Origin of the sequence: Streptomyces sp. NPDC055962, assembly GCF_042270185.1 — a bacterium.
Classification (GTDB): Bacteria; Actinomycetota; Actinomycetes; order Streptomycetales; family Streptomycetaceae; genus Streptomyces.
Genome location: NZ_JBHJYN010000001.1, coordinates 1,001,214 through 1,026,812 on the forward strand (window position 1 = coordinate 1,001,214; position 25,599 = coordinate 1,026,812).

Consider the following 25,599-nt stretch of genomic DNA (forward strand, 5'->3'; position numbering starts at 1 on the left):
CCCGATCGGACCGGTACCGGGCTCAGGGGCGCAGGGAGGGCTGGTCCATGGAGCTGCCGCCCTGGGCCGGCACGGCGGGCGCGCCCCCGCCGGCGCCGAACGGGAACTCGTTGATCTTGCGCCAGACGGCGTCCGCGCCCTGCTCGTACAACGCGAAGGAGCCGCAGGTCCAGGCCGCCTCGTACGAGGAGAGCTCCTCGTACGCACGGTCCATCGCCTCTTCCGCGATGCCGTGCGCCACGGTCACGTGCGGGTGGTACGGGAACTGGAGCTCGCGCACGAGCGGCCCGGAGGCCTCCCGGACCCGCTTCTGGAGCCAGGAGCAGGCCGAGGCCCCCTCGACGACCTGGACGTAGACGACCGGCGAGAGCGGCCGGAAGGTGCCCGTGCCGGACAGCCTCATCGGGAAGGCGCGGCCGGCCGTGGCGATCTGGGAGAGGTGGGTCTCGATGGCCGGCAGATCGGCCGCCTCGGCCTCGGTCGGCGGGAGAAGGGTGACGTGGGTGGGGATGCCGTACGCGGCAGGGTCCCCGAAGCTCGCGCGCCGCTCCTGGAGCAGGCTGCCGTACGGCTCCGGGACCGCGATCGAAACGCCGAGCGTTACGGTCCCCACATCGTTCTCCTCAATCCTCGAAGTGCGTTCTTCGGTCGTGCCGACGCCAGTGTGGCCCCTCCGGCCCTGCTCTCGCCAGGGTCCTTGGACTCAGTGCTTCGCGGGCAGAAGACCCATCCGGTCGTAGGTCTGCGCCAGGGTCTCCGCGGCGACGGTCCTGGCCTTCTCCGCCCCCTTGGCGAGGAGGGCGTCCAGGGTCTCCGGGTCGTCCAGGTACTGCTGGGTCCGGGTCCGGAAGGGGGTGACGAACTCCACCATGACCTCGGCGAGGTCGGTCTTGAGCGCGCCGTACCCCTTGCCCTCGTACTTCTGTTCCAGGTCCGTGACGGCGGTACCGGTGAGGGTGGAGTAGATGCTCAGCAGGTTGCTGACCCCGGGCTTCTTCTCCGTGTCGTAGCGGATGACGGTGTCCGTGTCGGTGACCGCGCTCCTGACCTTCTTGGCGGTGGCCTTCGGGTCGTCGAGGAGGTTGATCAGGCCCTTCGGCGTGGACGCCGACTTGCTCATTTTGACCGCCGGGTCCTGCAGGTCGAAGATCTTGGCCGTCTCCTTGAGGATGTACGGCGCCGGGATGGTGAAGGTCGCGCCGTAACGGCCGTTGAATCGCTCGGCGAGGTCGCGGGTGAGCTCGATGTGCTGGCGCTGGTCCTCGCCGACCGGGACCTGGTTGGCCTGGTAGAGGAGGATGTCGGCGACCTGGAGGACCGGGTAGGTGAACAGGCCCACGGTCGCACGGTCCGCGCCCTGCTTGGCGGACTTGTCCTTGAACTGCGTCATGCGGGACGCCTCGCCGAAGCCGGTGAGGCAGTTCATGATCCAGCCGAGCTGGGCGTGTTCGGGCACGTGGCTCTGCACGAAGAGGGTGCAGCGCTCCGGATCGAGCCCGGCCGCCAGCAACTGGGCGACGGCGAGCCGGGTGTTGGCCCGGAGCTCCTTCGGATCCTGCGGCACGGTGATCGCGTGCAGGTCCACGACCATGTAGAAGGCGTCGTGGGACTCCTGCAGCGCCACCCACTGGCGGACCGCACCGAGATAGTTGCCGAGGTGGAACGAGCCTGCGGTGGGCTGGATTCCGGAAAGCACGCGGGGTCGATCAGAGGCCATGCACTCATTGTCTCAGGTGCGGAACCGATCTCCGGCAACCGGTGTAGGAAAGATGTGAGGACGCTGGAGGGGGCTCTGGAGCCGGGCCCGGAGGAGAGCTGTGCCGCCGGGACCGGGGGCGGGAGCGGTGCTGTCGGGCGTGCCGGAGGACCGTCGGGGGATGGTGCCGACGGCGAGGCCGCGGTGATCGCCCGCGTGCGCGCGGGGGACGTCGAGGCATACGCGCAGCTCGTGCGTGCCCACACGGGCGTCGCGTTGCGGGCGGCTGTCGCCTTCGGAGCGGGGGCTGACGCGGAGGATGTGGTGCAGGCGGCCTTCTTCAAGGCGTACCGGGCCCTGGGCCGTTTCCGGGACGGCGCCCCGTTCAGGCCGTGGCTGCTGCGCATCGTGATGAATGAGACGAGAAACACGGTCCGCTCGGCAGGGCGTGCGCGAGCGGTGGCCGGACGCGAGGCCTGCTACCGGGGGGCGGATCCGGTGATACCCGATGCGGCGGACCCGGCCGCGGTGGCCCTCGCGCAGGAACGCAGGACGCTGCTGGCGGCGGCGCTGGACGAGCTGAGCGAGGAGCAGCGCCAGGTGGTGACGTGTCGGTACCTCCTGGAGATGGGCGAGGCGGAGACGGCGCAGACCCTCGGCTGGCCCCGGGGGACGGTGAAGTCCCGGCTGAACCGTGCGCTGAAGAAGCTGGAGCGGCGGCTCGGCGGACAGCTGGGCCCTGATCGGGACGGCCGGATCTCAGGGGAAAGCGGGGAGAAGCGGTGAGCGGTGCGAGGGACACGGACGGGCCCGGACGCCTCGGGCGTCCGGAGGACGGGAGCCGGGCGCGGCTGCGGGCGGAGCTCATGGCGCTGGGCGGCGGGCCGGGGGTGCCGGAGACCGACGGCGCCACGATGGCCGAGCGGGTCATGGCGCAGATCGTCGCCGAGGGGGTGCCCGTGCCCGTGCGGGAGCCCGCGCGGCTCCGGGAGCGGATCCGCGCAGGGTGCCGACGGCGTCTCCGGGTCCTGGCCGCTGCCTGCTCGGGTCTGCTGGTCGTGCTGGTGCTGACGCCGCCGGTGCGGGCCGTGGCCGTCGAGTGGTTCGCCTTCGGCGGGGTCGAGGTGCAGTGGGCCCCGGAACCACTGGACGGCCTTCCGGGCCGGGCGACGGGGCGGGACTGCGGCGTCCCGGTGTCCGCTCCCGAGGCGGCCCCGGTCCGGCGTGCGGGCTTCCGGCCGGTCGAGCCCGGCGCGCTCGGCCCACCGGGCGCGGTCGCGGTGACAGGTCTGCCGGAGGGCCGGTCGACGGTCACGCCGTGCCGGCGGGAGGACGGGCGGGCGATAGGTCTCGACGCCTTCCCGGCCCGGGCTCAGGAGACAACCGGGTACGCCCCCTGAGCAGTCCCCGAGGTGCGGGCGTATCGGGCGGAACCTCCGCCCGCCGGCCGGTGTATCCGAGGTGATGCTGTCCGGGGAGGCCGGCCGGCCTGCGGAGGGGACGACATGCGAGAGCGGCCGACGTCGAGGGGAGGGCGGCCGAGGGCAGGGCCGCCGAGGGCCTCCGGCCCCTCGGTGCTCCTGGACCGCTGGTGGCGGGCGGGACCCGGTCCGGCTGTGGGATCGGGGCTGACGGCAGCTGCCCTGCGGTCCGGAGCGCGACGGCGGGAGCCCGGCCGGCGCCGGGAGCTCCTCGCCGGCTGATCGGCGCGTGAACCGGCGGGGCGAGGCCCGGGGAGGGGGCCCGTGAGGCGCGCCGCGCACGGAAGGTTTCCGTGTCCCGCATCCGACCGACGATACAAAGTGGGCACCACCCGCGCCCACGCCGCACGACGAACGGAGATCCCGTGTCGACCACGGAAACCGCCATTGCCTCCGCCGAGGCGCACAGCGCACACAACTACCACCCGTTGCCGGTCGTCGTCGCCTCGGCGGACGGCGCCTGGATGACCGACGTGGAGGGGCGCCGCTACCTCGACATGCTCGCCGGCTACTCGGCACTCAACTTCGGACACGGCAACCGTCGTCTGATCGACGCGGCCAAGGCGCAGCTCGACCGTGTGACGCTGACGTCGCGGGCCTTCCACCACGACCGGTTCGCCGAGTTCTGCGCGCAGCTCGCCGACCTCTGCGGCATGGAGATGGTCCTCCCCATGAACACGGGGGCGGAGGCGGTCGAGACGGCGGTGAAGACGGCCCGCAAGTGGGGGTACCGCGTCAAGGGCGTACCGGACGGAATGGCGAAGATCATCGTGGCCGCGGACAACTTCCACGGCAGGACGACCACGATCGTGAGCTTCTCCACGGACGCCGAGGCGCGGGCCGACTTCGGCCCGTACACACCGGGGTTCGAGATCGTGCCGTACGGGGACCTGACCGCGCTCTCCGAGGCGATGACGGAGAACACCGTCGCGGTGCTCATGGAACCGATCCAGGGCGAGGCCGGGGTGCTGGTCCCGCCCCCCGGCTATCTCGCCGGGGTGCGGGACATGACGCGGGAGCGGAACGTGCTGTTCATCGCGGACGAGATCCAGTCGGGTCTGGGACGCACGGGCCGGACGTTCGCCTGTGAGCACGAGGGCGTCGTGCCCGACATGTACGTCCTGGGCAAGGCGCTGGGCGGTGGTGTCGTGCCCGTCTCTGCCGTGGTGTCGTCCGCCGCCGTCCTCGGTGTCCACAGGCCGGGCGAGCACGGGTCGACGTTCGGTGGGAATCCGCTGGCCTGCGCGGTCGCCCTGGAGGTGATCGCGATGCTCCGCACCGGTGAGTTCCAGCAGCGCGCGGCGGAGCTGGGCGACCACCTCCACCGTGAGCTGGGCCTGCTGACGGGCGGCGGCGCGGTCGAGGCCGTGCGGGGCCGGGGGCTCTGGGCGGGGATCGACATCGCCCCGGCTCTCGGGACCGGCCGGGAGATCTCGGAGAAGCTGATGGACCGCGGTGTGCTGGTCAAGGACACCCATGGCTCGACGATCCGGATCGCCCCGCCCCTGGTGATCAGCAAGGAGGATCTGGACTGGGGGCTGGAACAGCTCCGTGGCGTGCTGGCGGGGTCGCCTGCCGACCGGGTGGCGGGCTGACCGGCAGACCCGGCTGATCTGAGGGCCGGTGCCCCGGGGCGGCCGGGGTGCCAGTTCGGCTGTGGCAGCCGGGCCTCCGGTCGCCCCGGTCGGGGCTGCCGGTCGCCGGATCAGAGGATGACGTGGGGCAGGAAGCGGGCGTACTCGTCCGTGATCAGCCCCGCCGATTCCCGGATCCCGAGTCCGGCGGACTCGTTCTCCACCACCCAGGCGCCGAGCACCACACGGTTGCCCGAGAAGTCGGGCAGGGGTGCCAGCTCCTGGTAGCAGCAGGGCTCGTCGCGCAGCACCGGGGCGCTGCCCGGTTCGTGGACGGTGACCCCGGCCCCCTCACGGCCGAGCAGCGGCTTGGCGACGTACCCCGCGGCCCCGGCGCCGGCCAGTTCGCGGGGGCCGTCGAGGTAGGCGGGCAGGAGGTTGGGGTGGCCCGGGTACAGCTCCCAGAGGATGGCCAGCAGCGCCTTGTTGGAGAGCAGCATCTTCCAGGCGGGTTCGATCCAGCAGGTGCTGCCGGTGCCACCGCCGTTGTCGAGGGTGTCCAGCACATGGGGACCGAAGCGGTCCGTCGCCAGCCACTCCCAGGGGTACAGCTTGAAGCAGCTGCGGATGAAGCGGAGCCGCTCGTCGACGAAACGGCCGGACAGCCGGTCCCAGCCGATCCGTTCGACGGAGAGCGCCTCGGTGGCGATCCCCGCCTGTTCGGCGGTCTCCCTCAGGTACGCGACCGTCATCAGGTCCTCGCCCAGCTCGTCGCCGTCGGAGTGGGCGAAATGCAGCGGGCCGGGTGGCAGCAGCGGCGCCTGGCGCTTCCAGGCATCGACGAGACGCTCGTGCAGCGAGTTCCACTGGTCCGCCCCGGGGAAGCGGTCCTCCATCCAGAACCACTGGGGGCTGGCCGCCTCCACCAGCGAGGTGGGGGTGTCGGCGTTGTACTCCAGCATCTTGGCCGGGCCGTCCCCGTCGTACCGCAGATCGAACCTGCCGTACAGGGAGGGCAGTTCGGCACGGCGCCGCCAGGACTCGGCTATCAGCCGCGCGAGGCGGGGGTCCGTGATCCCGAGATCGGCGAAGCGGTCGCGGTCGACGATGTGCGCAGCTGCGGCCAGGCACATCCCGTGGAGCTCCTCCACGACCTCCTCGAGAGCCTCGACCTCGGGCAGGGAGAAGACGTAGTAGGCGCTCTCGTCCCAGTAGGGGCGCAGGGACCCGTCCGGGTAGCGGGTCAGGGGGTAGATCAGCCCCTGTTCCTCGACGGTCTCCTGCCAGCCCGGGCGCGGGTCCGTGGTGCGGCGTTCCATGAAGGTGTCAGCCGCCGCTGGAGCCGGAGGAGCCGAATCCGTGGCGTTCGACCGCGGACTTGTCGAAACTGCCCCCGGACATCCGGTTCTTGTGGCTGCTGCCACCGTAGTAGTACTTACCGCTGCCGTTGCCGTCCTCGCACTCGTAGCTCGGCAGGATCTCCTGTGTCACGGGGTCGACGCACCGCTCGTCCGGTTCCGAACTGCAAGCGGTGAGCGTCGCCGCGAGCATCCCCATGCCGCCGAGCACGACGGTGCTCGACCTCAGCCGGCGCCTGCGCGTGTCCATGTGGTGTCTCCCCGTCGTACCGACACGCCGGCGTCTGCCCGCCTGCGAACCGCCAGTCAGATTAGATGCACGGCAGGCGCGACTGAAACCCGGTGTCGCGCGTTCCTCCGCGACGGCGGCGCCCCGGCTACGGGAGCACCCGGCACAGCGCGTCCAGCGCGCCCGCCCAGCCGCTCTCCGACGGCGTGCCGTAACCGATGACCAGCCCGTCACGCCCCGGCTCCGCGTCCTGGTGCCGGAAACGCGAGAGCCTCTCCAGCGCGAGCCCCTGCCAGGTGGCCGCCTGGACGACCGACTGCTCCGTCCCTTCGGGGAGTTCGAGCACGGCGTGCAGCCCCGCGGCGATGCCGCTCACCCGGAAGTCCGGTGCCCGCTCGGCGAGCGCCTCGACGAGCTGGTCGCGGCGGCGCCGGTAGCGCAGCCGCATGGCCCGCACATGCCGGTCGTACGCTCCCGACGTGATGAACTCGGCGAGCGTCAGCTGGTCCGTCACTCCGGACATCCAGTCGAAGCCGCCCTTCGCCGCGCACACCTCCTCCACCAGCTCTTCGGGCAGCACCATCCACGCCAGCCGCAGGCCGGGGGCCAGTGACTTGCTCGCCGTCCCCATGTAGACGACCCGTTCCGGATCGAGCCCCTGCAGCGCACCCACCGGCTGGCGGTCGTAGCGGAACTCACCGTCGTAGTCGTCCTCGAGGATCAGTCCGCCGGAGGAACGCGCCCAGTCGACCGCCGCGGCCCGTCGGTCGGGATGGAGCGGGACACCCGTGGGGAACTGGTGGGCGGGGGTCAGCAGCGCAGCCCCCACGCCCGGCACCTCTCCCAGCGCCCCGGTCCTGGCCCCGAGCCCGTCCACCGGGATGCACGGGGTGGCCAGCCCCGCCTCGGCCAGGAGATTCCAGTGGATGTCGAGCCCGTAGGACTCGACGGCCGTCCCCCGTACCTTGTGGCGCCGCAGCACCTTGCCCATCAGGGTCAGCCCGTGGACGAACCCGGAGCAGACGACGATGCGTTCGGGATCCGCGTACACACCGCGGGCCCGTGCCAGATAGTCCGCCAGCGCGGTCCTCAGCTCGACGCGCCCCCGCGGGTCGTCGTACCCGAAGGCCAGGTCGGGTGCGGCCGTGAGGGCACGCCGGCCGGCCTTGAGCCATTCCGCGCGCGGGAAGGCCGAGAGGTCCGGAGACCCCGGCATCAGATTGTGGGCGGGTCGCCGCCGCACCGGCCTGGCCCGGGGATCCCGGCCCACGGGCCCGGGCGCTTCGGCCCGCCGGGCGACCCTGGTGCCCGAGCCCTGCCGTGCCGTGAGCCAGCCCTCGGCGACGAGTTCGGCGTAGGCGTCGGCGACCGTGTTGCGCGCGATCCCGAGATCGGCAGCCAGTGTGCGGGAGGAGGGCAGCCGGGTGCCGGGCGTCAGCCGCCCCGTCCGTACGGCTTCCCGCAGCGCGTCCATCAGCCCGCTGCGGAGGCCCGAACCGACGGGCTCGATGTGCAGGTCGGCACCGAAAGCGGCCCAGGAATCTGTCATGGAAGTGGACCATACCGGTGCGCCACCCGGCCATTAGCGTCGATCGCATGACGACGCACACGCATCACACCCCCAGCGCCAACGCCCCCGAACACCCCGCCCGTCTGCAGTGGGCCCAGCTCGCCCCCGATGTCTACAAGGCCATGGTCCGGCTGGACGCGGCGTCCCGTAAGGGACTCGACCCGGTCCTGCTCGAACTGGTGAAGATCCGCGCCTCGCAGCTCAACCACTGCGCCTTCTGCCTGGACATGCACAGCAAGGACGCCCTCGCGGCGGGCGAGTCCGTCGAGCGGATCATCCAGCTCAGCGCCTGGGAGGAGTCGCAGCACTTCTACACGGAGAAGGAGCTGGCGGCGATCGAGCTGACGGAGGCGGTGACCGTCCTCACCGACGGTTTCGTGCCCGACGAGGTCTACGCGAAGGCAGCCAAGCACTTCGAGGAGGCCGAGCTCGCCCAGCTGATCGCCGCGATCACGGTGATCAATGCCTGGAACCGGTTCGGCGTGACCGCACGGCTGACCCCGGGGCACTACACGCCCGGCGACATCAAGCACTGATCCCGAGCCACCGGGGCCCGTGTCGCCGGGACCCGTGTCGCTGGACCGTCGGTCCAGGGACCGGCGGACCAGCGGACCGGCGGACCGGCGGACCAGCGGACGGTGGCGGACGGCGGACCAGCGGTCGGCCGTCGGCGGTCCCCGGTCCGCGGTCCGCGGTCCCCGGTCCGCAGTCCGCAGACCTGCGGCACCGTCCGCAGTCCCCAGTCCGCACCACCAGGCCCGCGAAGCCACCTGAGGCACCGTCCGCTGTCCGCCCCACGGCGCCCGGGAAGCCGACCTGAGGCACCGGCACGGGACAGGCAGGGCGGCGGATCCTGGCCCCTGCCGCCCCGCTGCCGACCGCCCGCCACCTCGCCGTTCCGCCGTCGCCCGGCCGTGCCACCCGCACCCCTCCAGCACCGGAGCCCTGATGAACGACCCCGTCTCCGTCTTCCGCGCCCTCCACCACGGCAGGGCCCCGGACGACCCGCTCCTCCTGCCCGGCCCATGGGACGCCGCGAGCGCTCGCGCGTTCGAGGCCGCCGGATTCCCCGCTCTCGCCACTCCGAGCGCGGGTATCGCCGCCTCCCTCGGCCACGCCGACGGAAACACGCCCGCCGCCGAGATGTTCGCGGCCGTGGCCCGGATCGCCCGGTCCGTGTCCGTTCCGGTGTCGGCGGACATCGAGGACGGCTACGGGCTGGCCCCCGGCGAACTCGTCGAGCGCCTCCTGGAGGCCGGCGCGATCGGCTGCAATCTGGAGGACTCGACCGACGGCGTGCTCGTCGACCCGCAGAGGCAGGCCGACCGGCTCGCGGCGGTGTGCGCGGCGGCGGGCGGGCGTCTCTTCGTCAACGCCCGCGTCGACACCTACATCCACGGGGACCCCGCCGCCGTGGACGTGGTCGCGGACACGATCGCCCGCGCGCGCCTCTACGCCGACGCCGGCGCGGACTGCGTCTACCCGATCAAGGCCCCGGCGGAGGTCCTCCCGCGTCTGGCCGCGGCGGTCCCGGTCCCGCTCAACGCGCTGGGCACGCCCGACGGCCCGTCCGTCACCCGGCGGCTCGGCGAGCTGGGCGCGGCACGGATCACCTTCGGCCCCCAGTTGCAGCACAGGGCCACGGACGCCGTACGCGGCCTCGCCGACCGGCTGCTCGGCAGCTGAACGCACAAGGGAGACGCAGCGGGGCACGCGACGGGACAGAGCTGGGCGCGCAACTGCGCACACGCACACACGAGGGCGCCCCCCGCAGCAGATGCTGACGGGGGGCGCCCTCGTACGGTCCGGGGCCCGGCCGGTGGCCGGACTCCGTCAGATCAGGCCGAGCTCGCGAACCGCGTCGCGCTCCTCGGTGAGCTCCTTCACCGACGCGTCGATGCGCGCACGGGAGAACTCGTTGATGTCCAGGCCCTGGACGATCTCGAACTTTCCGTCCTTCGTGGTGACCGGGAAGGAGGAGATGATGCCCTCGGGCACGCCGTAGGAGCCGTCCGACGGGATACCCATCGAGGTCCAGTCGCCCTCGGCCGTGCCGTTGACCCAGGTGTGCACGTGGTCGATGGCGGCGTTGGCGGCCGAGGCGGCCGAGGACGCGCCACGGGCCTCGATGATCGCGGCGCCGCGCTTGGCGACGGTCGGGATGAAGGTGTCGGCCAGCCATGCCTCGTCGTTGACGACCTCGGCGGCGTTCTTGCCGGCGATCTCCGCGTGGAAGATGTCCGGGTACTGGGTCGCCGAGTGGTTGCCCCAGATCGTCAGGCGCTTGATGTCGGAGACGGCGGCGCCGGTCTTGGCGGCCAGCTGCGAGATCGCGCGGTTGTGGTCCAGGCGGGTCATCGCGGTGAAGCGCTCGGCCGGTACGTCCGGGGCGGCGGCCTGGGCGATGAGGGCGTTGGTGTTGGCCGGGTTGCCGACGACGAGGACCTTGATGTCGTCCGCGGCGTTGTCGTTGATGGCCTTGCCCTGCGGCTTGAAGATGCCGCCGTTGGCGGACAGCAGGTCTCCGCGCTCCATGCCCTTGGTGCGCGGGCGGGCGCCGACCAGGAGGGCGACGTTGGCGCCGGCGAAGCCGACGTTGGCGTCGTCCGTGATCTCGATGTTGCGCAGCAGCGGGAAGGCGCAGTCGTCGAGCTCCATGGCGGTGCCCTCGGCGGCCTTCAGGCCCTGCGGGATCTCGAGGAGTCGCAGGTTGACCGGCACGTCCGGGCCGAGCAGGTGGCCGGAGGCGATGCGGAAGAGCAGCGCGTAGCCGATCTGGCCGGCTGCGCCGGTCACGGTGACATTCACGGGAGTGCGGGTCATGGCGATCTCCGTTAGACAGCTGGCGGTGGGGGTCCCTGCCCCTGGTGCTGGATACCTCTGAATCTTGACGTGAAGAGATATCCAGCGGTCAGGCTATCCGACCCTCGTCCCCCGGACCGCCCGCCCCCCTGTGGGACCGCACACAGTCGGTTACGTTGCGCATCCGCGCCGTCCCGTCACTCCGGAGTGGTGCAGCCTGTCGCGCCGGAGGCGAGGGTGGCGCAGGCTTCCGCGTCGGAGGCCTGCTTCACGGCGACCATCGGGGTGTACGCGTCGGCGTCCCCGCTCCCCTCCACCGTGCCGACCTGCTCGGACGGGCCGGAGGTGATCCGGACGGTGTCGCCCGGCGACGCCTGGGTGATACGGGCCCACGCGGCCCCGCAGGTCCTGCTGTAGCGGACCTCGACGAGGCCACCGCCGACGGCCGCCCTGGCGACGGTGCCGGCGAACCGGCCGCCGCAGCCCATCGCCTCCGGGTCCTGTCCGTCGCAGTCGGCACCGCTGCACCCGACTCCGGCCGGCCGGGCGACCGTGCTGGTGGCGGGATCGGCGGACGGGGTGACCGCCGCGGCACCAGCACCGTCGTCGCCGCCCGGATCGATGACCAGGACGGCCCCGGCGGTCAGCAGGAGCACCCCCAGGATTGCCGCCGGCAGCAGGGGCAGCCGCCGCCGGCCGCCCTGCCGCTCCCCCGGACCGGCGTCGGCGGGGAGTGCGCTCCCGCCGGGATCCGGTGCCGCGCCCCGCCGCGGCTGCTGAGGAATCCGCGGGAGCGTGCCGCGCTGGACGGGGACGGACGGCTTACGGCCGAAGTCCTGGCTCCCCGCCCCGGCAGCAGGGTCGTTGGAGACTCCCCTGCCGATCGGGACTCCCGTGCCGGCGGGGACTCCCGTGCCGGCGGGGACTCCCGTGCCGCCGCCCGCCACGGGAGCCGCGGCCACGCCCGCCTCGCCGAGCGCCGCCCGCGCCTGGGAGATCCGGATGGCTTCCATGGTCATGTCGTGGCGCATCTCGGAGCGGCTCCAGGCCTGCTCGGCCAGTTCCCACATGGTCGTCAGGTGGTGCTGCGGAGCGCCCGTCACCTCGGCGAGCGCGACGATCGCCCCCTTGGGGGCGAGCAGCCTGCCGTTGAGATAGCGCTCCCACGACGTCTTGCTGTAGCCGGTGCGGTCGGCGACCGCTGCCAGGCTCAGACCGCCCCGGTCCACCAGTCCGCGCAGCTGGCCGACGAACTCCCGCATCTGCGGATCGAGTTCTTCCGGTAGCACCTTCCAACGAGGCATTGCTTCCCCCCAGTCGAGTCCCCCGGGCCCGCCCGGCGCGCCCCCGTCCCGGCGCCGGGCCTTCCCCTGCCGTCCGTCCCGCACTCCGGACTACCCAGAAGGATGCACGGATCCAGGCCTCCAGTTCCGGAGAACCGGGCGCACGGGTGCATGTCCGTTGCACGCCGTAGGACACACCGAGCCGGCTTCACGCCGTTGCGTGACGATCACAGGGTGGCGGAATGGTCACTTCCGTGCCACAGGCGGCGGGCATCCCTTGAACCCGGTACCGCATGTCCATGACGCTTGACCCAGGACAGGGCAAGGCGGCCCAAGTCGCCGCATTCCGGCGCTTGTCGCACCGGTGCCCCGTCCGGTGTCCGTCCCTTCTCGGGGGTGGGGACGGACACCCTTCGGACACAGGGACCTAGCGGATCGTGAAGTGGACCACGTCCTGCAGGATCGGCACCCGCAGCCACGGATCGGGCTGCGCCATCATCGCGAGCAGCACGATCAGCGCACCCATCAGGCCGTACGTGACCAGATCGGTGAACCGCGACCGTACGGCGAGCATGCCGACGGAGGGGACCACCCAGCGCAGCACCGCACCGGCGAGCAGGGCGACGCCCATCAGTATCGCGCCGACCCTGAACGCCTGGTCGAAGGCGTTGGTCCCCACGATCAGCAGCCCGAGGCCGGCGGTGCAGAGCACCGTGAGCAGGGGCCACTGGCGCGCGGGCGCGGGGGCGCCCCCCGGTGCCGCGCGGCCGCCGCCCTCGGGGCGCGCGGTGTCACGGGTCAGCGAGAAACGGCGCGAGGGCGCCCAGGTCGAGCCGCCGGCCCCGCCTCCCGCCGTGGCTCCTTCCGCTTCGGCGACAGGCTCACCGGGTGCCTCGGCGACAGGTTCCCCGGTCGCCTCGGCCTTCCCGGGCTCCTGCGCCGCGACGGCTTCCCCGGTCTCCTCGGACACCACGTCCTCCTCGGGGCCCTGTGCCTCCGCGGCCGGCCCGGCCGCGTGCGTACCGTCCGCCGGACTCGTACCAGCACCCATGACGCTCCTCCGGTTCAGGTCAGCCGGCGGACACGGCGGCGGCGCGTTCGGCTGCCTCGACCACGTTGACGAGCAACTGGGCCCGGGTCATGGGGCCGACGCCGCCCGGGTTCGGGGCGACCCAGGCCGCCACCTCGGCGACGCCGGGATGGACGTCGCCGACGATCTTTCCGTTCTCGTCGCGGCTGACGCCGACGTCCAGCACGGCGGCGCCCGGCTTGACGTCCTCGGGCTTGATCAGGTGGGGCACACCGGCGGCCGCGACGATGATGTCCGCCTGCCGCAGGTGCGCCGAGAGGTCACGGGTGCCGGTGTGGCACTGGGTCACGGTCGCGTTCTCGGACCTGCGCGTCAGCAGCAGCGGGAGGGGGCGGCCGATGGTGACACCCCGGCCGACCACGACCACGTGGGCCCCGTTGATCTCCACGCCGTGGCGGCGGAGCAGGGTGACGACGCCCTGCGGGGTGCAGGGGAGCGGGCCCGACTCGTTGAGCACGAGCTTGCCCAGGTTCATGGGGTGCAGCCCGTCCGCGTCCTTGGCCGGGTCCATCAGTTCCAGGATGCGGTTGGTGTCGATGCCCTTGGGGAGGGGGAGCTGCACGATGTAACCCGTGCAGTCGGGGTTGGCGTTGAGTTCCCGTACGACCTCCTCGATCTCCTCCTGCGTGGCGGTGTCGGGGAGTTCGCGCTGGATGGATCCCATGCCGACCTGGGCGCAGTCACGGTGCTTGCCGTTCACGTACCAGCGGCTGCCCGGGTCGTCCCCGACGAGCAGGGTCCCCAGGCCGGGGGTGATGCCCTGTGCCTTGAGGGCCGCCACGCGGACGGTCAGATCGGATTTGATCGCAGCTGCGGTGGCCTTGCCATCGAGAATCTGGGCAGTCATGGCACCCATCCTCGCGGATGACCCCGCCCAGGTACCAATCGTGGCTTGCCACGTGGACACGAGATTGCACTTGCACAACGCATTCGGCAATCAGCTGGACAAAAAGCCGATGTCACGACGACGATAAGGCCCGCATCACCGCGGACAGTGTCGGGGGGACCACCGTTCTGAGTGCACACGATTCCTCCGCCCGGGCCGCGTCGTCCCCGCATATCCACAACGGAGGAATCTCGCCATGAGCTTCGGCGACCCCAACAACCCCTACGGCCAGCAGCAGGGCCAGCAGCAGGGCCAGCAGCAGGGCGGCCAGCCGGGCTACGGCTACCCGCAGCAGGCCCCCCAGGGTGTCCCCCAGCAGGGCTACGGCTACCCGCAGGCCCCGCCGGTCCAGGGCGGTTACGGCTACCCGGGCGGCCCCACGGAGATGCCCGGCGGCGTGAAGGCCTCGCGCGTCCTGCTCTACGTGATAGCCGGCCTCCAGGTCATCGGCGCGATCTTCGTCGCGCTCGCCGCCGCGGCCGTGAACGCGGCCAAGAACGACGCGACGCTCAAGGAGGACGTCCAGTTCCAGCAGCTCGCCGACTACTCGGGCGCAGCGCTGTGGGCCATCGTCGTCTTCGCGATCCTGTGGGGCGTCCTGGCCGTCTTCCTCGCCGCCAAGTTCGGCAAGGGCGGCAACGGGATCCGCATCACCGCCATCGTGTTCGGAGTGATCACCGCGATCCTGGGCATCTACCCCTTCATCGTGATCGGCCTCATCCACACGGTCCTGGCCATCCTGGTCGTCGTCTTCGTGGCCAAGTCCGACGGTGGCGCCTGGTTCAACCGCCAGCAGCAGCACTGACACCCCGGCGCACCCGCGCTCGAAGGCCGTGGCACCCGCTCAGCAGCGGGTGGGCGGCCTTCAGCCGTTTCCGGGCACCGGCGTGGTCCGCTCCATGACGACGAAGGAGCCGGCCTCGCGGGTGATCCGGTACTTCGCCTCGGGATGCAGTTGCTCGGCGTACTTCACCGGGTCGTCGATGGGCCGCGACCAGCCGAAGTCCAGGTTGATCGCGACGACGTCGGGCGCGGTGCCGGGTGCCCCGCCGACCCAGTAGACGGTGCGGTCCGCGGTCAGGTGTGCCATCAGCGTGATGTCCGTCTCGACCCGTGCCCCCACGGGGATGGCGTCCAGCGCCTGTTCGGCGGCGTAGGTGCGCGCGTCGGAGCGGTACGTCTCCGGGCGCAGCAGGTCGCGCAGCGGAAGGTGCTGGGTGAGGGCCACGGCGATGGCTGCGGCCATCGGGACGGCGACGTTCGCGTACGAGACGAGCCAGGGCCGCTTCGAGCCCTGGCTGCGGCGGACGCCGTCGGCCATGGCGAGGAAGACCACCGGCATCAGGATCGCGCTGTAGTGCCAGACCATGCCCCAGTGGTTGGAGTCCTGGGAGAGCAGACGCCAGCCGATCGTGGGCAGGACGAGCAGGATCAGGGGAGAGCGCAGCGCCATGAAGGCGGTGATGCCGACCAGGAAGACCAGCATCTCCAGTTTGACGGAGGAGTTGAACACGCCGAGGACGGAGTCGAGCAGGGAGACCTCCTGCCCGCCGTTCTCCTCGATCTTCTTCCAGTAGTCGTACTCCCCCGCGCTGCTGGCCGCCGGGATGAGCACGAGCACGGTCAGCGCGAACGCGACGATCCCGAAGGCCGCCAGCAGGAAGCCCTGGAGCCGCCGGCCGTACAGCGCGAGGAGTCCGCCGACGACGGCGACGGTGACCCCGAGGTCCTCCTTGACCAGGACCAGCGGCAGCGACCACAGGACGACCGCCCGCCAGCGCTCCATGAGCAGGGCCCTGCACACCAGGGCCAGCAGCGGGACGGCCAGGGCTATCTCGTGGAAGTCCGACTTCACCGCCTCCTGCAGTCCCCAGGACAGCCCGTACGCGACGGTGACGCAGAGGCCGGACCGGCCGCCCAGCATCTGCTGGACGGTGCGGCCGACGACCACCGCGGAGACGGCGAACAGCACGGCCTGGGCGAACAGCAGGGCCACGGCGGACGGCCAGATCCAGTAGAGCGGGACGAGGAGCGCGACCACGGGGCTGAAGTGGTCGCCGAGTATCAGGAAGCCCGGGCCCTTGATGTCGACGACCGGGGCGTCGAAACCGGCGTACGCCCGCACCTCCTGCTCGAAGATGCCCAGGTCCCAGGAGGGTGACTGGAAGTGGCTGAAGCGCAGGTATCCGTAGAGGAAGTAGAGCGCGCAGAGGATCACGGCGGCGATCAGGTACGGACGCAGGGGCGCCGGGTGCCTCGTGCCTCCGGCCGGTCCGGGCGCCTGCTCCCCGGGCGCGTCGGTCTCACTCTGGTTCAGGTCAAGCACGGTGCCCCCGCAACGGAATCCCTCAGTGGTCACTGCCGGTCGCGCCCGTCCCGCCGTCACGGCCCGACAAGCCATTCATTAGAACAGAGGGGCGACTGGTCGCAGGAAGCCGGACGCACCGCAGGCCGCACCCGTGATCGGGTGCGGCCTGCGGTGGCGCCTTGACCTGGGCGTCAGTGGAAGAAGTGGCGCGTGCCGGTGAAGTACATGGTCACGCCCGCCTTCTTCGCGGCCTCGACGACCAGCTCGTCACGGACGGACCCGCCCGGCTGGGCGACGGCCTTGATGCCGGCGGCGGTCAGGATCTCCAGACCGTCGGGGAAGGGGAAGAAGGCGTCGGACGCGGCGTAGGAGCCCCGGGCCCGCTCCTCGCCGGCCCGCTCGACGGCGAGCTTCGCGGAGTCGACGCGGTTGACCTGGCCCATGCCGACGCCGACCGAGGCACCGTCCTTGGCGAGCAGGATGGCGTTGGACTTGACCGCGCGGCACGCCTTCCACGCGAACTCGAGCTCCCTGAGCTCGGCCGCGGAGAGCGCCTCGCCGGTGGCGAGGGTCCAGTTGGCCGGGTCGTCGCCGTCGGCCTGGAGCCGGTCGGTGACCTGGAGCAGCGCACCGCCGTCGATCGGCTTGACCTCGACCGTCGAGGCCGGGGCGTCGGGGCAGCGCAGCACCCGGATGTTCTTCTTGCGGGCCAGCACCTCGACGGCGCCGTCCTCGTAGGCCGGGGCGACGATGACCTCGGTGAAGATCTCCGCGACCTGCTCGGCCATCGCGACGGTCACCGGACGGTTGACGGCGATGACGCCGCCGAACGCGGACAGCGGATCGCAGGCGTGCGCGTTGCGGTGCGCCGTCGCGACGTCGTCGGCGATGGCGATGCCGCACGGGTTGGCGTGCTTGATGATCGCGACGCACGGCTCGGCGTGGTCGTAGGCGGCACGGCGCGCGGCGTCGGTGTCCGTGTAGTTGTTGTAGGACATCTCCTTGCCGTGCAGCTGCTCGGCCTCGGCGAGGCCGCCCTCGCCCGAGGTGTAGAGCGCGGCGGGCTGGTGCGGGTTCTCGCCGTAGCGCAGGACGTTCTTGCGCGCGTACGTCGCACCGGAGAAGTCCGGGAAGCCGGAGTCGTCGGCGGCCGCGTAGCCGTCCGCGAACCAGGCGGCCACGGCCACGTCGTACGCGGCCGTGTGCTGGAAGGCCTCGGCCGCGAGCCGCTTGCGGGCGGTCAGGTCGAACCCGCCCTCCTTGACCGCGGCGAGGACGTCGGCGTAACGCTCCGGGCTGGTCACGACCGCCACGGACGGGTGGTTCTTGGCGGCGGCGCGGACCATCGAGGGGCCGCCGATGTCGATCTGCTCCACGCACTCGTCGTCCGAGGCGCCGGAGGCGACGGTCGCCTTGAACGGGTAGAGGTTGACGACCACGAGGTCGAACGGCTCCACGCCGAGCTCGGCGAGCTGCTCGCGGTGGGCGTCCAGACGCAGGTCGGCGAGGATGCCGGCGTGCACGCGGGGGTGCAGCGTCTTGACGCGGCCGTCGAGGCACTCGGGGAAGCCGGTGAGCTCCTCGACCTTGGTGACCGGCACTCCGGCGGCTGCGATCCTCCCGGCGGTGGAGCCGGTGGACACCAGCTCGACACCCGCCTCGTGCAGACCGCGGGCGAGGTCTTCGAGCCCCGTCTTGTCGTAGACACTGACCAGGGCGCGACGGATGGGCTTATTCACCGACATGACCGAGATGAACCTTTCGTCCCTCAATGCGATAGCCGTCACGGGCGAGCCGCCCCACGGCCTCGACGAGCAGCTTGCGCTCGACTTCCTTGATGCGTTCATGGAGGGCGGCTTCGCCCTCCGCCGTTTCCTCTTCGGTCACCTCGACCACGCCCTGCGCGATGATCGGACCGGTGTCGACGCCGTCGTCGACGAAGTGGACGGTGCACCCGGTGACCTTCACGCCGTACGCGAGCGCGTCGCGTACGCCGTGAGCACCGGGAAAGCTGGGGAGCAGGGCGGGGTGGGTGTTGACGACGCGGCCGCCGAACTCGGCGAGGAAGCCCTTGCCCACGATCTTCATGAACCCCGCCGAGACCACGAGGTCCGGGCGGTGCTCCGCCACGGCCGCGGTCAGGGCCTCGTCCCAGGCGTCACGGCTCGCGTACTCACCGAGCTTGCGGACGAAGGTGGGGAGCCCGGCGCGCTCCGCGCGCTCGATGCCGACGGTGCCGTAGCGGTCCGCGCCGACCGCGACGATCCGGGCGCCGTAGCCCTCGGGGTCGTCACCGATCGCGTCGAGGAGTGCCTGGAGGTTCGTGCCTGAGCCGGAGACGAGCACGACCACACGGGCCGGAGCGGCGGAGGGGGGCGGCGAGGCCACAACAGGGCCCTTTCTCGCGTGATGGAGCCGGTACGCGATGTACAGGAGGTGCGTTTGTATGGTCGTACGAAAGAAGCTCGCCTCGGGATACGGGGAACTCTACGAACGGTCCGACCGTCAGCAACGATACCGGCACACCCGGCGGCCCCCACGGGACGGGGGCGTGACCGGGAGGTAGCGTCAGGGGACAGGGAACCGCCCCCGGGCGGAAATGACGAGATGGGGAAGACGTTCACCACATGCCGGACCGCCTCCGCACCGCCCTTGGCCACCCGCTGCCCGCGCGGGCATCCACGCTGATGCGGGAACGCCAGTCCTCATCGCCGGACTCCTCGTCGGGGTCGGGGTCCTCCTCGGGACCGGGATCCTCGTCCGGCTCCTCGAAGCCGTCGGGGTCGTCCGGGTCGTCCGGGTCGTCCGACGACAATCCGTTCGCGGCGCCGCCCGAGGACCGTCCCGACCAGCCCTGGCAGCCCCGCCACCCTTCCCGTACGCCAGGGAACCGGAGCAACGGCGGCAGCGGGGGCGACGCCGACGGGCAGTCCGACGACCGTCCCGTCTGGGGCAGTCAGTGGAGTGACCAGCAGCCGGGGCGCCAGAACGGCGGCTTCGGTGGCCGTCCGGCCGGTACCGGCGGACCGGGCGGACAGAGCGGTGGCCCCGAGGGAAATCCCGGCGGACTGCGCTGGGACCCGACCGACCCGGCCCAGCGGCGCGCCCGCTACGCGGTGCTGGGCGGCATGTGGGCGTTCTTCTTCGCCCTCTTCGACTTCCCCGAGATCGCGATGCTGCTCGGCGCCCTCGCCGTGTACTGGTCGATCAGCGCCCTCCGCGGCGGCCCGCGCCCGCCCCGGGCGTCCGGCTCGGGATCGCCCGCGGCGACCGGTGGCACCCCCGACAGGCCGGCCGCTCCCCCGGCTCCGGGCACCGCGCCCGGAACGGCTCCCGGTGCCGCGCAGATCAGCAGCCGGCAGCAGACGACGGCGGCCGTGAGCGGCCTGGTCACGGCGCTGCTGGCCCTGGCGATCGTGGCCACCGGCTACACGGTCCAGCTGGTCTACCGCGACTACTACACCTGCGTGAACGACGCGCTCACCAAGTCCGGCGCGCTCGCCTGCAACGACAAGCTGCCCGACCCGCTGGAGCCCTTCTTCGGCGTGAAGAAGTAGCCCACCCGCACCAGGACGCGCCCTACGCGCCGTCCTCTCGGCCGGATTCCGAGCGCCCCTGGGCCTCAGGAACCCGGCCGGTCGGCGTATCGGGCCGGGCATCGGAGTCAGGCGCGGGGTCAGGCGCCGACGCGGGGCCGGGTGACGGCTCGATGCCGGACGCCGGCGCGGGGCCGGGTGACGGCACGGGGTCGGGAGCGTCCGCGTCCGAGGCTTCCGCGTCCCGTGCGTCAGGGCCCGATGCGTCCGCGTCCCGTGCGTCAGGGCCCGATGCGTCCGCGTCCCGTGCGCCCGCGTCCGGTGCGGGTCGGGGCGTGGGTGCTCCGGTGGGCGCCGGCCCGGAGGAAGGCGCGGGGACCGACGGGGGCTCAGGAACCGACGGAGGCTCAGGAACCGACGGAGGCTCAAGGGCCGCGGAGGCACCCGGCCCGGGGGCGGGCGGGGGTGCCTGGGCGGACGCCGGCGACGGGACGGCCGGAGGCGGCTGCGCCGCCCCGGAGGCCGCCGGGAAGTCGGCCATCAGCCCGCCCGAGTTCTTCTTCAGCGCGGCCCAGCGGGCCTCCCGTGCACCGTCCTCGTGCCAGGGGCCGGCCGAGAGGAAGTCGTACGGCTCCGCGTCCTCGCCCTTGCTCCCGGGCTCCTGCGCCCCTCCCTGCTCGGGCTTCGGGTCCGGATCCCGCCCCGGCTCCGCCGTCCGCGACTCCCCCTTCACCGCGTCCCACCTCCATCCCCACCTGCGTTCCCGCAGCCGCCATGCCCTGAGCAGCAGGGCCGCCGGTACGCCGACGAGGGCCGACCACACGAGGGCCGCCGGGCCCACCAGCCACCACACGGGGCCGAACTCGGCCAGTGCGCCGGTGCCCAGCGGGCCGCCCGACGCCGCCGCCAGCACGGCCGCACCCGCCCCGCACCCGACGGCCGCCACTCCCGCGACCAGCGCCGTCGTCCCCTGCCCCCAGGCGTCCTCGCGCGCACCGGGCACCGGAGCCGCCCCCCGCCCCACGAACCTGGCGACGGTCAGGCCGGCCACGAGCGGCACCGCTGCCGCGGCCCAGTTCGCCGCCGCGCCGGGACCGTGGGACGGCACCGCGGCAAGCAGCGGGAAGTCCGGCAGCGCGGGAGGTCCCGTGAGAGCGAGCGGGGTCGCCAGCGACGTCGTACCGAGGGCGAATCCGGGCCCGAGGCCGTAGGACGCTCCCCACATCGCCGCGTTCGGTACCAGCGCCGCCGCCAGCAGGAGGACGGAGACGCGGCCCGCCCAGTCGCCGGACAGCCCGAGGAACGACTCCCTGGCCGCCCCGGAATGCCAGACCAGCGCCACCGCCACGAGCAGCGCCCCGCCTCCGAGGAGTGTCAGGACACCGGCGGCGGCCGACCGCAGGGCCACCCCGGCCGCGGACCGGAAACGGGATCGGGCAGCCGCCTCCTGGAGCCGCAACGGCGCCCAGACCAGGAGTGAGGCCATCGGACGTCCGCGTCCGGCCCACACCCCCGCGGCGGCCGCACCGGCCACCACGGCGGTGAGCGGAAAGGCCAGCGACGCCCGGTCGGCGGGCAGCGCGCCTCCCCGCGCGTACGCCGCCGCGGCGAGCACCACCAGCAGGTAACCGGCGCTCACCGCGCAGAACGCCCCGGCCGCCGAGTGGCCGGTCCCGGTCTCACCGCCGGGCTCCGCCGAGTCCCGGGCGGCACGGTGCACCAGCCACACCGGCAGCACACCGAGCAGCAGCGGAACGACGGCCACGGGGGCGGGGTGTCCTCCGATCGTGTCGGCCCTGACGAGTTCGGCCCCGTGGGCGAGCAGCCAGAGCCCGGCCGCCACATGAAGAGCGCCGCTCGGCCCGCTGTCCGGGTACGGGGAGCTGATCCACAGCATCGTGACCAGGACGGCCAGCGAGCCGAGCCCGAGCCCCGCCGCGAGCACCCCGCGCACGAAGGCGGAGGCCAGAGCGGCGGACCTGCTCCGCTCGGCAGGCAACATCGGGCTGCACTCGGTCACTTGGGTCACGCGGCCATGCTGCCAACGACACGCCCTTATTCCGTGTAACGGGCGAATGGCCGCTGTGTCGCCCAATATACGTTTATGTGCTTTTTCACCCAGTGCAGTGTCCTCGGGTACGGAGGCCGGGCATGACACGGAGCGCCACCGGTCCGGCCCCCGCAGCCGCGCTGCCCTCTCCCGTGGAGCGCCGCAGGCTGCGCGAGGCCAGGGGTCTGACTGAGGAACAGGTCGCGGCCGCCGTGGGCGTCACGGCCGCCACCGTCCGCGCCTGGGAAACAGGGCGCGCCAGCCCGCGGGGCCGCCGGCGCACGGCCTACGCGAGGCTGATCGGCTGCGCCGAGGACCGCCCCGCACCGCCCTCCTCCGTCGAAGCCAACGGGAGCAGCACGATGTCCCCGACCGAGCCCGGCACCACCCCTGCCCCCACCGTCCTCACCGGCGCCGCCCGGACCGCGTCCACCGGGCAGACGCCGGCGCCGGCCTCCCCCGCACCCGTGCCCCCACCCGCCACGGACACCCCGGTGCGTGAACGCCCTCCCGGGCCGGACGGGCACGGCGCCGTCCCGCAGCCCCGTGAGGGCCTGACGGCGGAGGAGGCGTTCGACGCCCTGTACAGCGACGCGGCCCCTGGACTCACCCGCCAGATGTACCTGCTGACGGGCCGTCGGCGGCTCTCCCGGGAGGCGGTCGAGCACGCGTTCAGGATCGCCTGGCAGCGCTGGCCGGAGGTGGCGAGGGACCGTGATCCGGCGGGCTGGGTACGAGCGGCGGCGTACGAGTACGCGATGTCGCCCTGGCACCGGCTGCGCCGCGCCCACCGCCGGGCGGACGCACTGCCCGAGGACCCGGCGCGGCACGCCCTGCTCGACGCGCTGCTCGATCTGCCCCCCTCGTACCGTCGCACGCTGCTGCTGCACGACGGTGTGGGGCTGGGCCTGCCGGAGACGGCCGCCGAGACGGAGGCGAGCACCCTCGCCGCGGCGAACCGGCTGGTGCACGCCCGGGCGGCCGTCGTGGAACGGCTGGCCGGGCCGTCGGAGCCCGCGGACCCCGGTCGCGGGGCCCCGCGGCTCCACGGGCGGCTGAGCGCGCTCGCCCTCGCCGAAGAGGTGCCCGCCCCGCCGCCGGCCCCGGCGGTCCGGGCAGGCAGTGAGCGCATCGCGGAGCTCTGGACCCGGGCGGCGGTCTGCTTCGGGGTGCTGCTCGTCAGCGCGACGGCGTTCACCCTCCACACCGCGCCCACCCGGTACGAGCAGCCGTTGTCACCCGCCCAGCGCGTCGGCGGCGTCCCGCCGCGGGGCGGGCCGGAGCATCTGACACCGCAGGACCTGGAGCTGCAGAAGGCGCTGCGGGGCGAGCTCGCCCACGGCCCGGAGCGCCTGGTCCCGCGGATTCCCTGACACGTCCGCCCCGGAGGCGCACGGAAACGCGCGAGGCGCACGGAAACGGCGCGGGTCCGCACCCCCTTCGACAGAGGGGGTGCGGACCCGCGCCGGTTCCGCGTGAAGCGGTGATCCGTGCGAGGCGGGCGGTCAGCCGCCGAGGATCTCGCGCGCCAGCTTGGCGGTCTCGGTCGGCGTCTTGCCGACCTTGACGCCGGCGGCCTCGAGGGCCTCCTTCTTGGCGGCGGCGGTGCCGGAGGAGCCGGAGACGATGGCGCCGGCGTGGCCCATGGTCTTGCCCTCGGGCGCGGTGAAGCCCGCGACGTAGCCGACGACCGGCTTCGTGACGTTCTTCGCGATGTAGTCGGCGGCACGCTCCTCGGCGTCGCCACCGATCTCGCCGATCATCACGATGAGGTCGGTGTCGGGGTCCGCCTCGAACGCCGCGAGGGCGTCGATGTGCGTGGTGCCGATGACCGGGTCGCCACCGATGCCGACGGCGGACGAGAAGCCGATGTCACGGAGCTCGTACATCATCTGGTAGGTCAGCGTGCCGGACTTGGACACGAGACCGATGCGGCCGGGCTTGGTGATGTCGCCCGGGATGATGCCGGCGTTGGACTGGCCGGGGGTGATCAGACCGGGGCAGTTCGGACCGATGATCCGGGTCTTGTTGCCCTTCGAGCCGGCGTACGCCCAGAAGGCGGCCGAGTCGTGGACGGCGATGCCCTCGGTGATCACGACGGCCAGCGGGATCTCGGCGTCGATCGCCTCGACGACGGCGGCCTTCGCGAAGGCCGGCGGCACGAAGAGAACGGACACGTCGGCGCCGGTCTTCTCCATCGCCTCGGCGACGGATCCGAACACGGGTACCTCGGTGCCGTCGAAGTCGACGGAGGTGCCCGCCTTGCGGGGGTTCACGCCACCGACGATGTTGGTGCCGTCGGCCAGCATGAGCTTGGTGTGCTTCATGCCCGTGGCGCCGGTCATCCCCTGGACGATGACCTTGCTGTCCTTGGTGAGGAAGATAGCCATGGTGTTGGAGTCCCTCGTCCCTTACTTCGCAGCCGCGGCGAGCTCGGCGGCCTTGTCGGCCGCGCCGTCCATGGTGTCCACACGCTGCACGAGCGGGTGGTTGGCGTCGGAGAGGATCTTGCGACCCAGCTCCGCGTTGTTGCCGTCGAGGCGCACGACCAGCGGCTTGGTGACGTCCTCGCCCTTGGACTTGAGCAGCTCCAGGGCCTGGACGATGCCGTTGGCGACCTCGTCACAGGCGGTGATGCCACCGAAGACGTTGACGAAGACGGACTTGACGTCCGGGTCGCCGAGGATGATCTCCAGGCCGTTCGCCATGACCTCTGCGGAGGCGCCGCCACCGATGTCGAGGAAGTTGGCGGGCTTCACGTTGCCGTGGTTCTCACCGGCGTACGCGACGACGTCCAGGGTCGACATGACCAGACCGGCACCGTTACCGATGATGCCGACCTCGCCCTCGAGCTTGACGTAGTTGAGGTTCTTGGCCTTGGCGGCGGCCTCGAGGGGGTTGGCCGCGGCCTTGTCCTCGAGCGCCTCGTGGTCGGCCTGGCGGAAGTCGGCGTTCTCGTCGAGAGACACCTTTCCGTCCAGCGCCAGGATGCGGCCGTCCTTGGTCTTCACCAGCGGGTTGACCTCGACGAGGAGCGCGTCCTCGGCGACGAAGGTGTCCCACAGGGTCACCATGGCCTCGGCGACACCCTCGGCCACGTCGGCCGGGAACTTCGCCTGGGCCACGATCTCGCGGGCCTTCTCGATGTCCACGCCGTCGACGGCGTTGACCGGGACCTTCGCGAGGGCCTCGGGGGTCTTCTCCGCGACCTCCTCGATGTCCATGCCGCCCTGCACCGACGCCATGGCGAGGAAGGTGCGGTTGGTGCGGTCGAGGAGGTACGAGACGTAGTACTCCGCCTCGATCTCCGGGGAGAGCTCGGCGATCATCACCTTGTGGACCGTGTGGCCCTTGATGTCCATGCCGAGGATGTCGGTCGCGCGGGCGACCGCCTCGTCGGCGTCCGCCGCCAGCTTCACGCCGCCGGCCTTGCCTCGGCCACCGACCTTCACCTGCGCCTTGACGACGGACTTGCCGCCCAGCCGCTCGGTCGCCTCGCGGGCTGCCTCAGGCGTGTCGATGACTTCACCGGCCAGCACCGGTACACCGTGCTTGGCGAAGAGGTCCCTCGCCTGGTACTCGAACAGGTCCACGCGCGTCCGTCCCTTTTAGTGGTCTCGCGGTTGGTTTTCTGCGTGGGCGTGCCGCGAGGGCAACGTGACTGCGCGGTCACAAGGGAGGCGCACACGGTGACCGGGTACGCGGCATGTCCATCCGGCAGGTTATCCCCCGTGCC

23 protein-coding genes are annotated in these 25,599 nt (G+C 72.3%); 8 read left to right on the forward strand and 15 right to left on the reverse strand.

Features of this window, described 5'->3' with window-relative positions; genetic code table 11:
* Positions 1-22 precede the first annotated feature (22 nt).
* Together ACFC51_RS04485 and trpS are read right to left on the reverse strand one after the other, a co-directional pair.
* Complete coding sequence (locus tag ACFC51_RS04485; RefSeq protein ID WP_376526952.1) at positions 23-613, reverse strand: 2'-5' RNA ligase family protein; 591 nt, start codon at positions 611-613, stop codon at positions 23-25.
* Positions 614-703: 90 nt separating this feature from the next.
* On the reverse strand, positions 704-1,717 hold the full coding sequence (trpS, locus tag ACFC51_RS04490; RefSeq protein WP_376378204.1) for a tryptophan--tRNA ligase: 1,014 nt from the start codon (positions 1,715-1,717) through the stop codon (positions 704-706).
* 183 nt (positions 1,718-1,900) lie between these two features.
* Here trpS and ACFC51_RS04495 point away from each other — a divergent pair, with 183 nt between their 5' ends.
* The 3 genes from ACFC51_RS04495 (at position 1,901) to rocD (ending at position 4,772) form a co-directional block, all read left to right on the forward strand.
* Entirely contained in the window at positions 1,901-2,482 is a 582-nt protein-coding gene (locus ACFC51_RS04495) for an RNA polymerase sigma factor (protein WP_376378236.1), read from the forward strand.
* Positions 2,479-3,096: a hypothetical protein gene (locus tag ACFC51_RS04500; protein ID WP_376526954.1), complete on the forward strand. Its 618-nt coding sequence runs from the start codon at positions 2,479-2,481 to the stop codon at positions 3,094-3,096. Before ACFC51_RS04495 ends, ACFC51_RS04500 begins: the two co-directional genes overlap by 4 nt.
* A 446-nt stretch (positions 3,097-3,542) precedes the next feature.
* Positions 3,543-4,772: an ornithine--oxo-acid transaminase gene (gene rocD, locus ACFC51_RS04505; RefSeq protein WP_376526956.1), complete on the forward strand. Its 1,230-nt coding sequence runs from the start codon at positions 3,543-3,545 to the stop codon at positions 4,770-4,772.
* Positions 4,773-4,882: 110 nt separating this feature from the next.
* Here rocD and ACFC51_RS04510 read toward each other — a convergent pair whose 3' ends face one another.
* The 3 genes from ACFC51_RS04510 to ACFC51_RS04520 all read right to left on the reverse strand — a co-directional run bounded on the left by ACFC51_RS04510 (position 4,883) and on the right by ACFC51_RS04520 (position 7,887).
* Positions 4,883-6,070, reverse strand: coding sequence for a glutathionylspermidine synthase family protein (locus ACFC51_RS04510; RefSeq protein ID WP_376378195.1), 1,188 nt, complete (start codon positions 6,068-6,070; stop codon positions 4,883-4,885).
* Positions 6,071-6,077: 7 nt separating this feature from the next.
* Positions 6,078-6,359, reverse strand: a complete 282-nt coding sequence (locus tag ACFC51_RS04515; protein ID WP_376378193.1) for a hypothetical protein — start codon at positions 6,357-6,359, stop codon at positions 6,078-6,080.
* A gap of 127 nt (positions 6,360-6,486) precedes the next feature.
* The gene (locus ACFC51_RS04520; protein WP_376526958.1) at positions 6,487-7,887 is read right to left on the reverse strand and encodes a PLP-dependent aminotransferase family protein; all 1,401 of its coding nucleotides are present in this window, start codon (positions 7,885-7,887) and stop codon (positions 6,487-6,489) included.
* A gap of 47 nt (positions 7,888-7,934) precedes the next feature.
* Between ACFC51_RS04520 and ACFC51_RS04525 the strand changes: the two genes are divergently transcribed.
* Positions 7,935-8,444 carry a carboxymuconolactone decarboxylase family protein gene (locus tag ACFC51_RS04525; RefSeq protein ID WP_376378187.1) on the forward strand — a complete coding sequence of 170 codons (510 nt, stop codon included), beginning with the start codon at positions 7,935-7,937 and terminating at the stop codon, positions 8,442-8,444.
* 412 nt (positions 8,445-8,856) lie between these two features.
* The gene (locus ACFC51_RS04530) at positions 8,857-9,594 is read left to right on the forward strand and encodes an isocitrate lyase/phosphoenolpyruvate mutase family protein (protein WP_376526960.1); all 738 of its coding nucleotides are present in this window, start codon (positions 8,857-8,859) and stop codon (positions 9,592-9,594) included.
* A 147-nt stretch (positions 9,595-9,741) separates the two neighbouring features.
* Here ACFC51_RS04530 and ACFC51_RS04535 read toward each other — a convergent pair whose 3' ends face one another.
* From ACFC51_RS04535 to ACFC51_RS04550, 4 genes are all read right to left on the reverse strand, one after another.
* Positions 9,742-10,731 carry a malate dehydrogenase gene (locus ACFC51_RS04535; protein ID WP_329232016.1) on the reverse strand — a complete coding sequence of 330 codons (990 nt, stop codon included), beginning with the start codon at positions 10,729-10,731 and terminating at the stop codon, positions 9,742-9,744.
* Positions 10,732-10,907: 176 nt separating this feature from the next.
* On the reverse strand, positions 10,908-12,014 hold the full coding sequence (locus ACFC51_RS04540) for an XRE family transcriptional regulator (protein WP_376526962.1): 1,107 nt from the start codon (positions 12,012-12,014) through the stop codon (positions 10,908-10,910).
* A gap of 406 nt (positions 12,015-12,420) precedes the next feature.
* On the reverse strand, positions 12,421-13,044 hold the full coding sequence (locus tag ACFC51_RS04545; protein WP_376526964.1) for a DUF3017 domain-containing protein: 624 nt from the start codon (positions 13,042-13,044) through the stop codon (positions 12,421-12,423).
* A 19-nt stretch (positions 13,045-13,063) separates the two neighbouring features.
* Positions 13,064-13,930 (reverse strand): bifunctional methylenetetrahydrofolate dehydrogenase/methenyltetrahydrofolate cyclohydrolase, encoded by an 867-nt coding sequence (locus ACFC51_RS04550; protein WP_376526965.1) that lies wholly within the window; start codon positions 13,928-13,930, stop codon positions 13,064-13,066.
* Positions 13,931-14,165: 235 nt separating this feature from the next.
* Between ACFC51_RS04550 and ACFC51_RS04555 the strand changes: the two genes are divergently transcribed.
* Positions 14,166-14,774, forward strand: a complete 609-nt coding sequence (locus tag ACFC51_RS04555; RefSeq protein WP_376526967.1) for a hypothetical protein — start codon at positions 14,166-14,168, stop codon at positions 14,772-14,774.
* 60 nt (positions 14,775-14,834) lie between these two features.
* Here the strand turns inward: ACFC51_RS04555 and ACFC51_RS04560 are convergent, their stop codons facing one another.
* The 3 genes from ACFC51_RS04560 to purN form a co-directional block, all read right to left on the reverse strand.
* A complete protein-coding gene (locus ACFC51_RS04560) occupies positions 14,835-16,295 on the reverse strand; it encodes a DUF2079 domain-containing protein (RefSeq protein WP_376378170.1) in 1,461 nt (486 codons plus the stop codon).
* Between the two features lie 173 nt (positions 16,296-16,468).
* Positions 16,469-18,022, reverse strand: coding sequence for a bifunctional phosphoribosylaminoimidazolecarboxamide formyltransferase/IMP cyclohydrolase (gene purH, locus ACFC51_RS04565; RefSeq protein ID WP_376378167.1), 1,554 nt, complete (start codon positions 18,020-18,022; stop codon positions 16,469-16,471).
* On the reverse strand, positions 18,009-18,665 hold the full coding sequence (gene purN / locus ACFC51_RS04570; protein ID WP_376378164.1) for a phosphoribosylglycinamide formyltransferase: 657 nt from the start codon (positions 18,663-18,665) through the stop codon (positions 18,009-18,011). Before purN ends, purH begins: the two co-directional genes overlap by 14 nt.
* A gap of 239 nt (positions 18,666-18,904) precedes the next feature.
* On the opposite strand from purN, the gene ACFC51_RS04575 reads away from it, so the two are divergent.
* Complete coding sequence (locus tag ACFC51_RS04575; RefSeq protein WP_376526969.1) at positions 18,905-19,834, forward strand: hypothetical protein; 930 nt, start codon at positions 18,905-18,907, stop codon at positions 19,832-19,834.
* A 22-nt stretch (positions 19,835-19,856) separates the two neighbouring features.
* Here the strand turns inward: ACFC51_RS04575 and ACFC51_RS04580 are convergent, their stop codons facing one another.
* Positions 19,857-21,833 carry a DUF6350 family protein gene (locus ACFC51_RS04580; protein ID WP_376527067.1) on the reverse strand — a complete coding sequence of 659 codons (1,977 nt, stop codon included), beginning with the start codon at positions 21,831-21,833 and terminating at the stop codon, positions 19,857-19,859.
* Between the two features lie 131 nt (positions 21,834-21,964).
* Between ACFC51_RS04580 and ACFC51_RS04585 the strand changes: the two genes are divergently transcribed.
* The gene (locus tag ACFC51_RS04585) at positions 21,965-23,236 is read left to right on the forward strand and encodes a helix-turn-helix domain-containing protein (RefSeq protein ID WP_376378159.1); all 1,272 of its coding nucleotides are present in this window, start codon (positions 21,965-21,967) and stop codon (positions 23,234-23,236) included.
* A gap of 132 nt (positions 23,237-23,368) precedes the next feature.
* Here the strand turns inward: ACFC51_RS04585 and sucD are convergent, their stop codons facing one another.
* Together sucD and sucC are read right to left on the reverse strand one after the other, a co-directional pair.
* Positions 23,369-24,253 (reverse strand): succinate--CoA ligase subunit alpha, encoded by an 885-nt coding sequence (sucD, locus tag ACFC51_RS04590; protein WP_014154506.1) that lies wholly within the window; start codon positions 24,251-24,253, stop codon positions 23,369-23,371.
* Between the two features lie 21 nt (positions 24,254-24,274).
* Positions 24,275-25,456, reverse strand: coding sequence for an ADP-forming succinate--CoA ligase subunit beta (sucC, locus tag ACFC51_RS04595; RefSeq protein ID WP_376379936.1), 1,182 nt, complete (start codon positions 25,454-25,456; stop codon positions 24,275-24,277).
* Positions 25,457-25,599: the final 143 nt, after the last annotated feature.

Excerpts from the sequence above, each read along its gene's own strand:
- ACFC51_RS04585 (WP_376378159.1), top strand. The coding sequence starts at position 21,965 with ATGACACGGAGCGCCACCGGTCCGGCCCCCGCAGCCGCGCTGCCCTCT.
- ACFC51_RS04510 (WP_376378195.1), bottom strand. The coding sequence starts at position 6,070 with ATGGAACGCCGCACCACGGACCCGCGCCCGGGCTGGCAGGAGACCGTC.
- ACFC51_RS04545 (WP_376526964.1), bottom strand. The coding sequence starts at position 13,044 with ATGGGTGCTGGTACGAGTCCGGCGGACGGTACGCACGCGGCCGGGCCG.
- sucD (WP_014154506.1), bottom strand. The coding sequence starts at position 24,253 with ATGGCTATCTTCCTCACCAAGGACAGCAAGGTCATCGTCCAGGGGATG.
- ACFC51_RS04515 (WP_376378193.1), bottom strand. The coding sequence starts at position 6,359 with ATGGACACGCGCAGGCGCCGGCTGAGGTCGAGCACCGTCGTGCTCGGC.
- ACFC51_RS04555 (WP_376526967.1), top strand. The coding sequence starts at position 14,166 with ATGAGCTTCGGCGACCCCAACAACCCCTACGGCCAGCAGCAGGGCCAG.
- ACFC51_RS04530 (WP_376526960.1), top strand. The coding sequence starts at position 8,857 with ATGAACGACCCCGTCTCCGTCTTCCGCGCCCTCCACCACGGCAGGGCC.
- ACFC51_RS04575 (WP_376526969.1), top strand. The coding sequence starts at position 18,905 with ATGCCGGACCGCCTCCGCACCGCCCTTGGCCACCCGCTGCCCGCGCGG.
- ACFC51_RS04535 (WP_329232016.1), bottom strand. The coding sequence starts at position 10,731 with ATGACCCGCACTCCCGTGAATGTCACCGTGACCGGCGCAGCCGGCCAG.
- ACFC51_RS04520 (WP_376526958.1), bottom strand. The coding sequence starts at position 7,887 with ATGACAGATTCCTGGGCCGCTTTCGGTGCCGACCTGCACATCGAGCCC.
- ACFC51_RS04525 (WP_376378187.1), top strand. The coding sequence starts at position 7,935 with ATGACGACGCACACGCATCACACCCCCAGCGCCAACGCCCCCGAACAC.
- trpS (WP_376378204.1), bottom strand. The coding sequence starts at position 1,717 with ATGGCCTCTGATCGACCCCGCGTGCTTTCCGGAATCCAGCCCACCGCA.
- ACFC51_RS04540 (WP_376526962.1), bottom strand. The coding sequence starts at position 12,014 with ATGCCTCGTTGGAAGGTGCTACCGGAAGAACTCGATCCGCAGATGCGG.
- purH (WP_376378167.1), bottom strand. The coding sequence starts at position 18,022 with ATGTCGGTGAATAAGCCCATCCGTCGCGCCCTGGTCAGTGTCTACGAC.
- ACFC51_RS04550 (WP_376526965.1), bottom strand. The coding sequence starts at position 13,930 with ATGACTGCCCAGATTCTCGATGGCAAGGCCACCGCAGCTGCGATCAAA.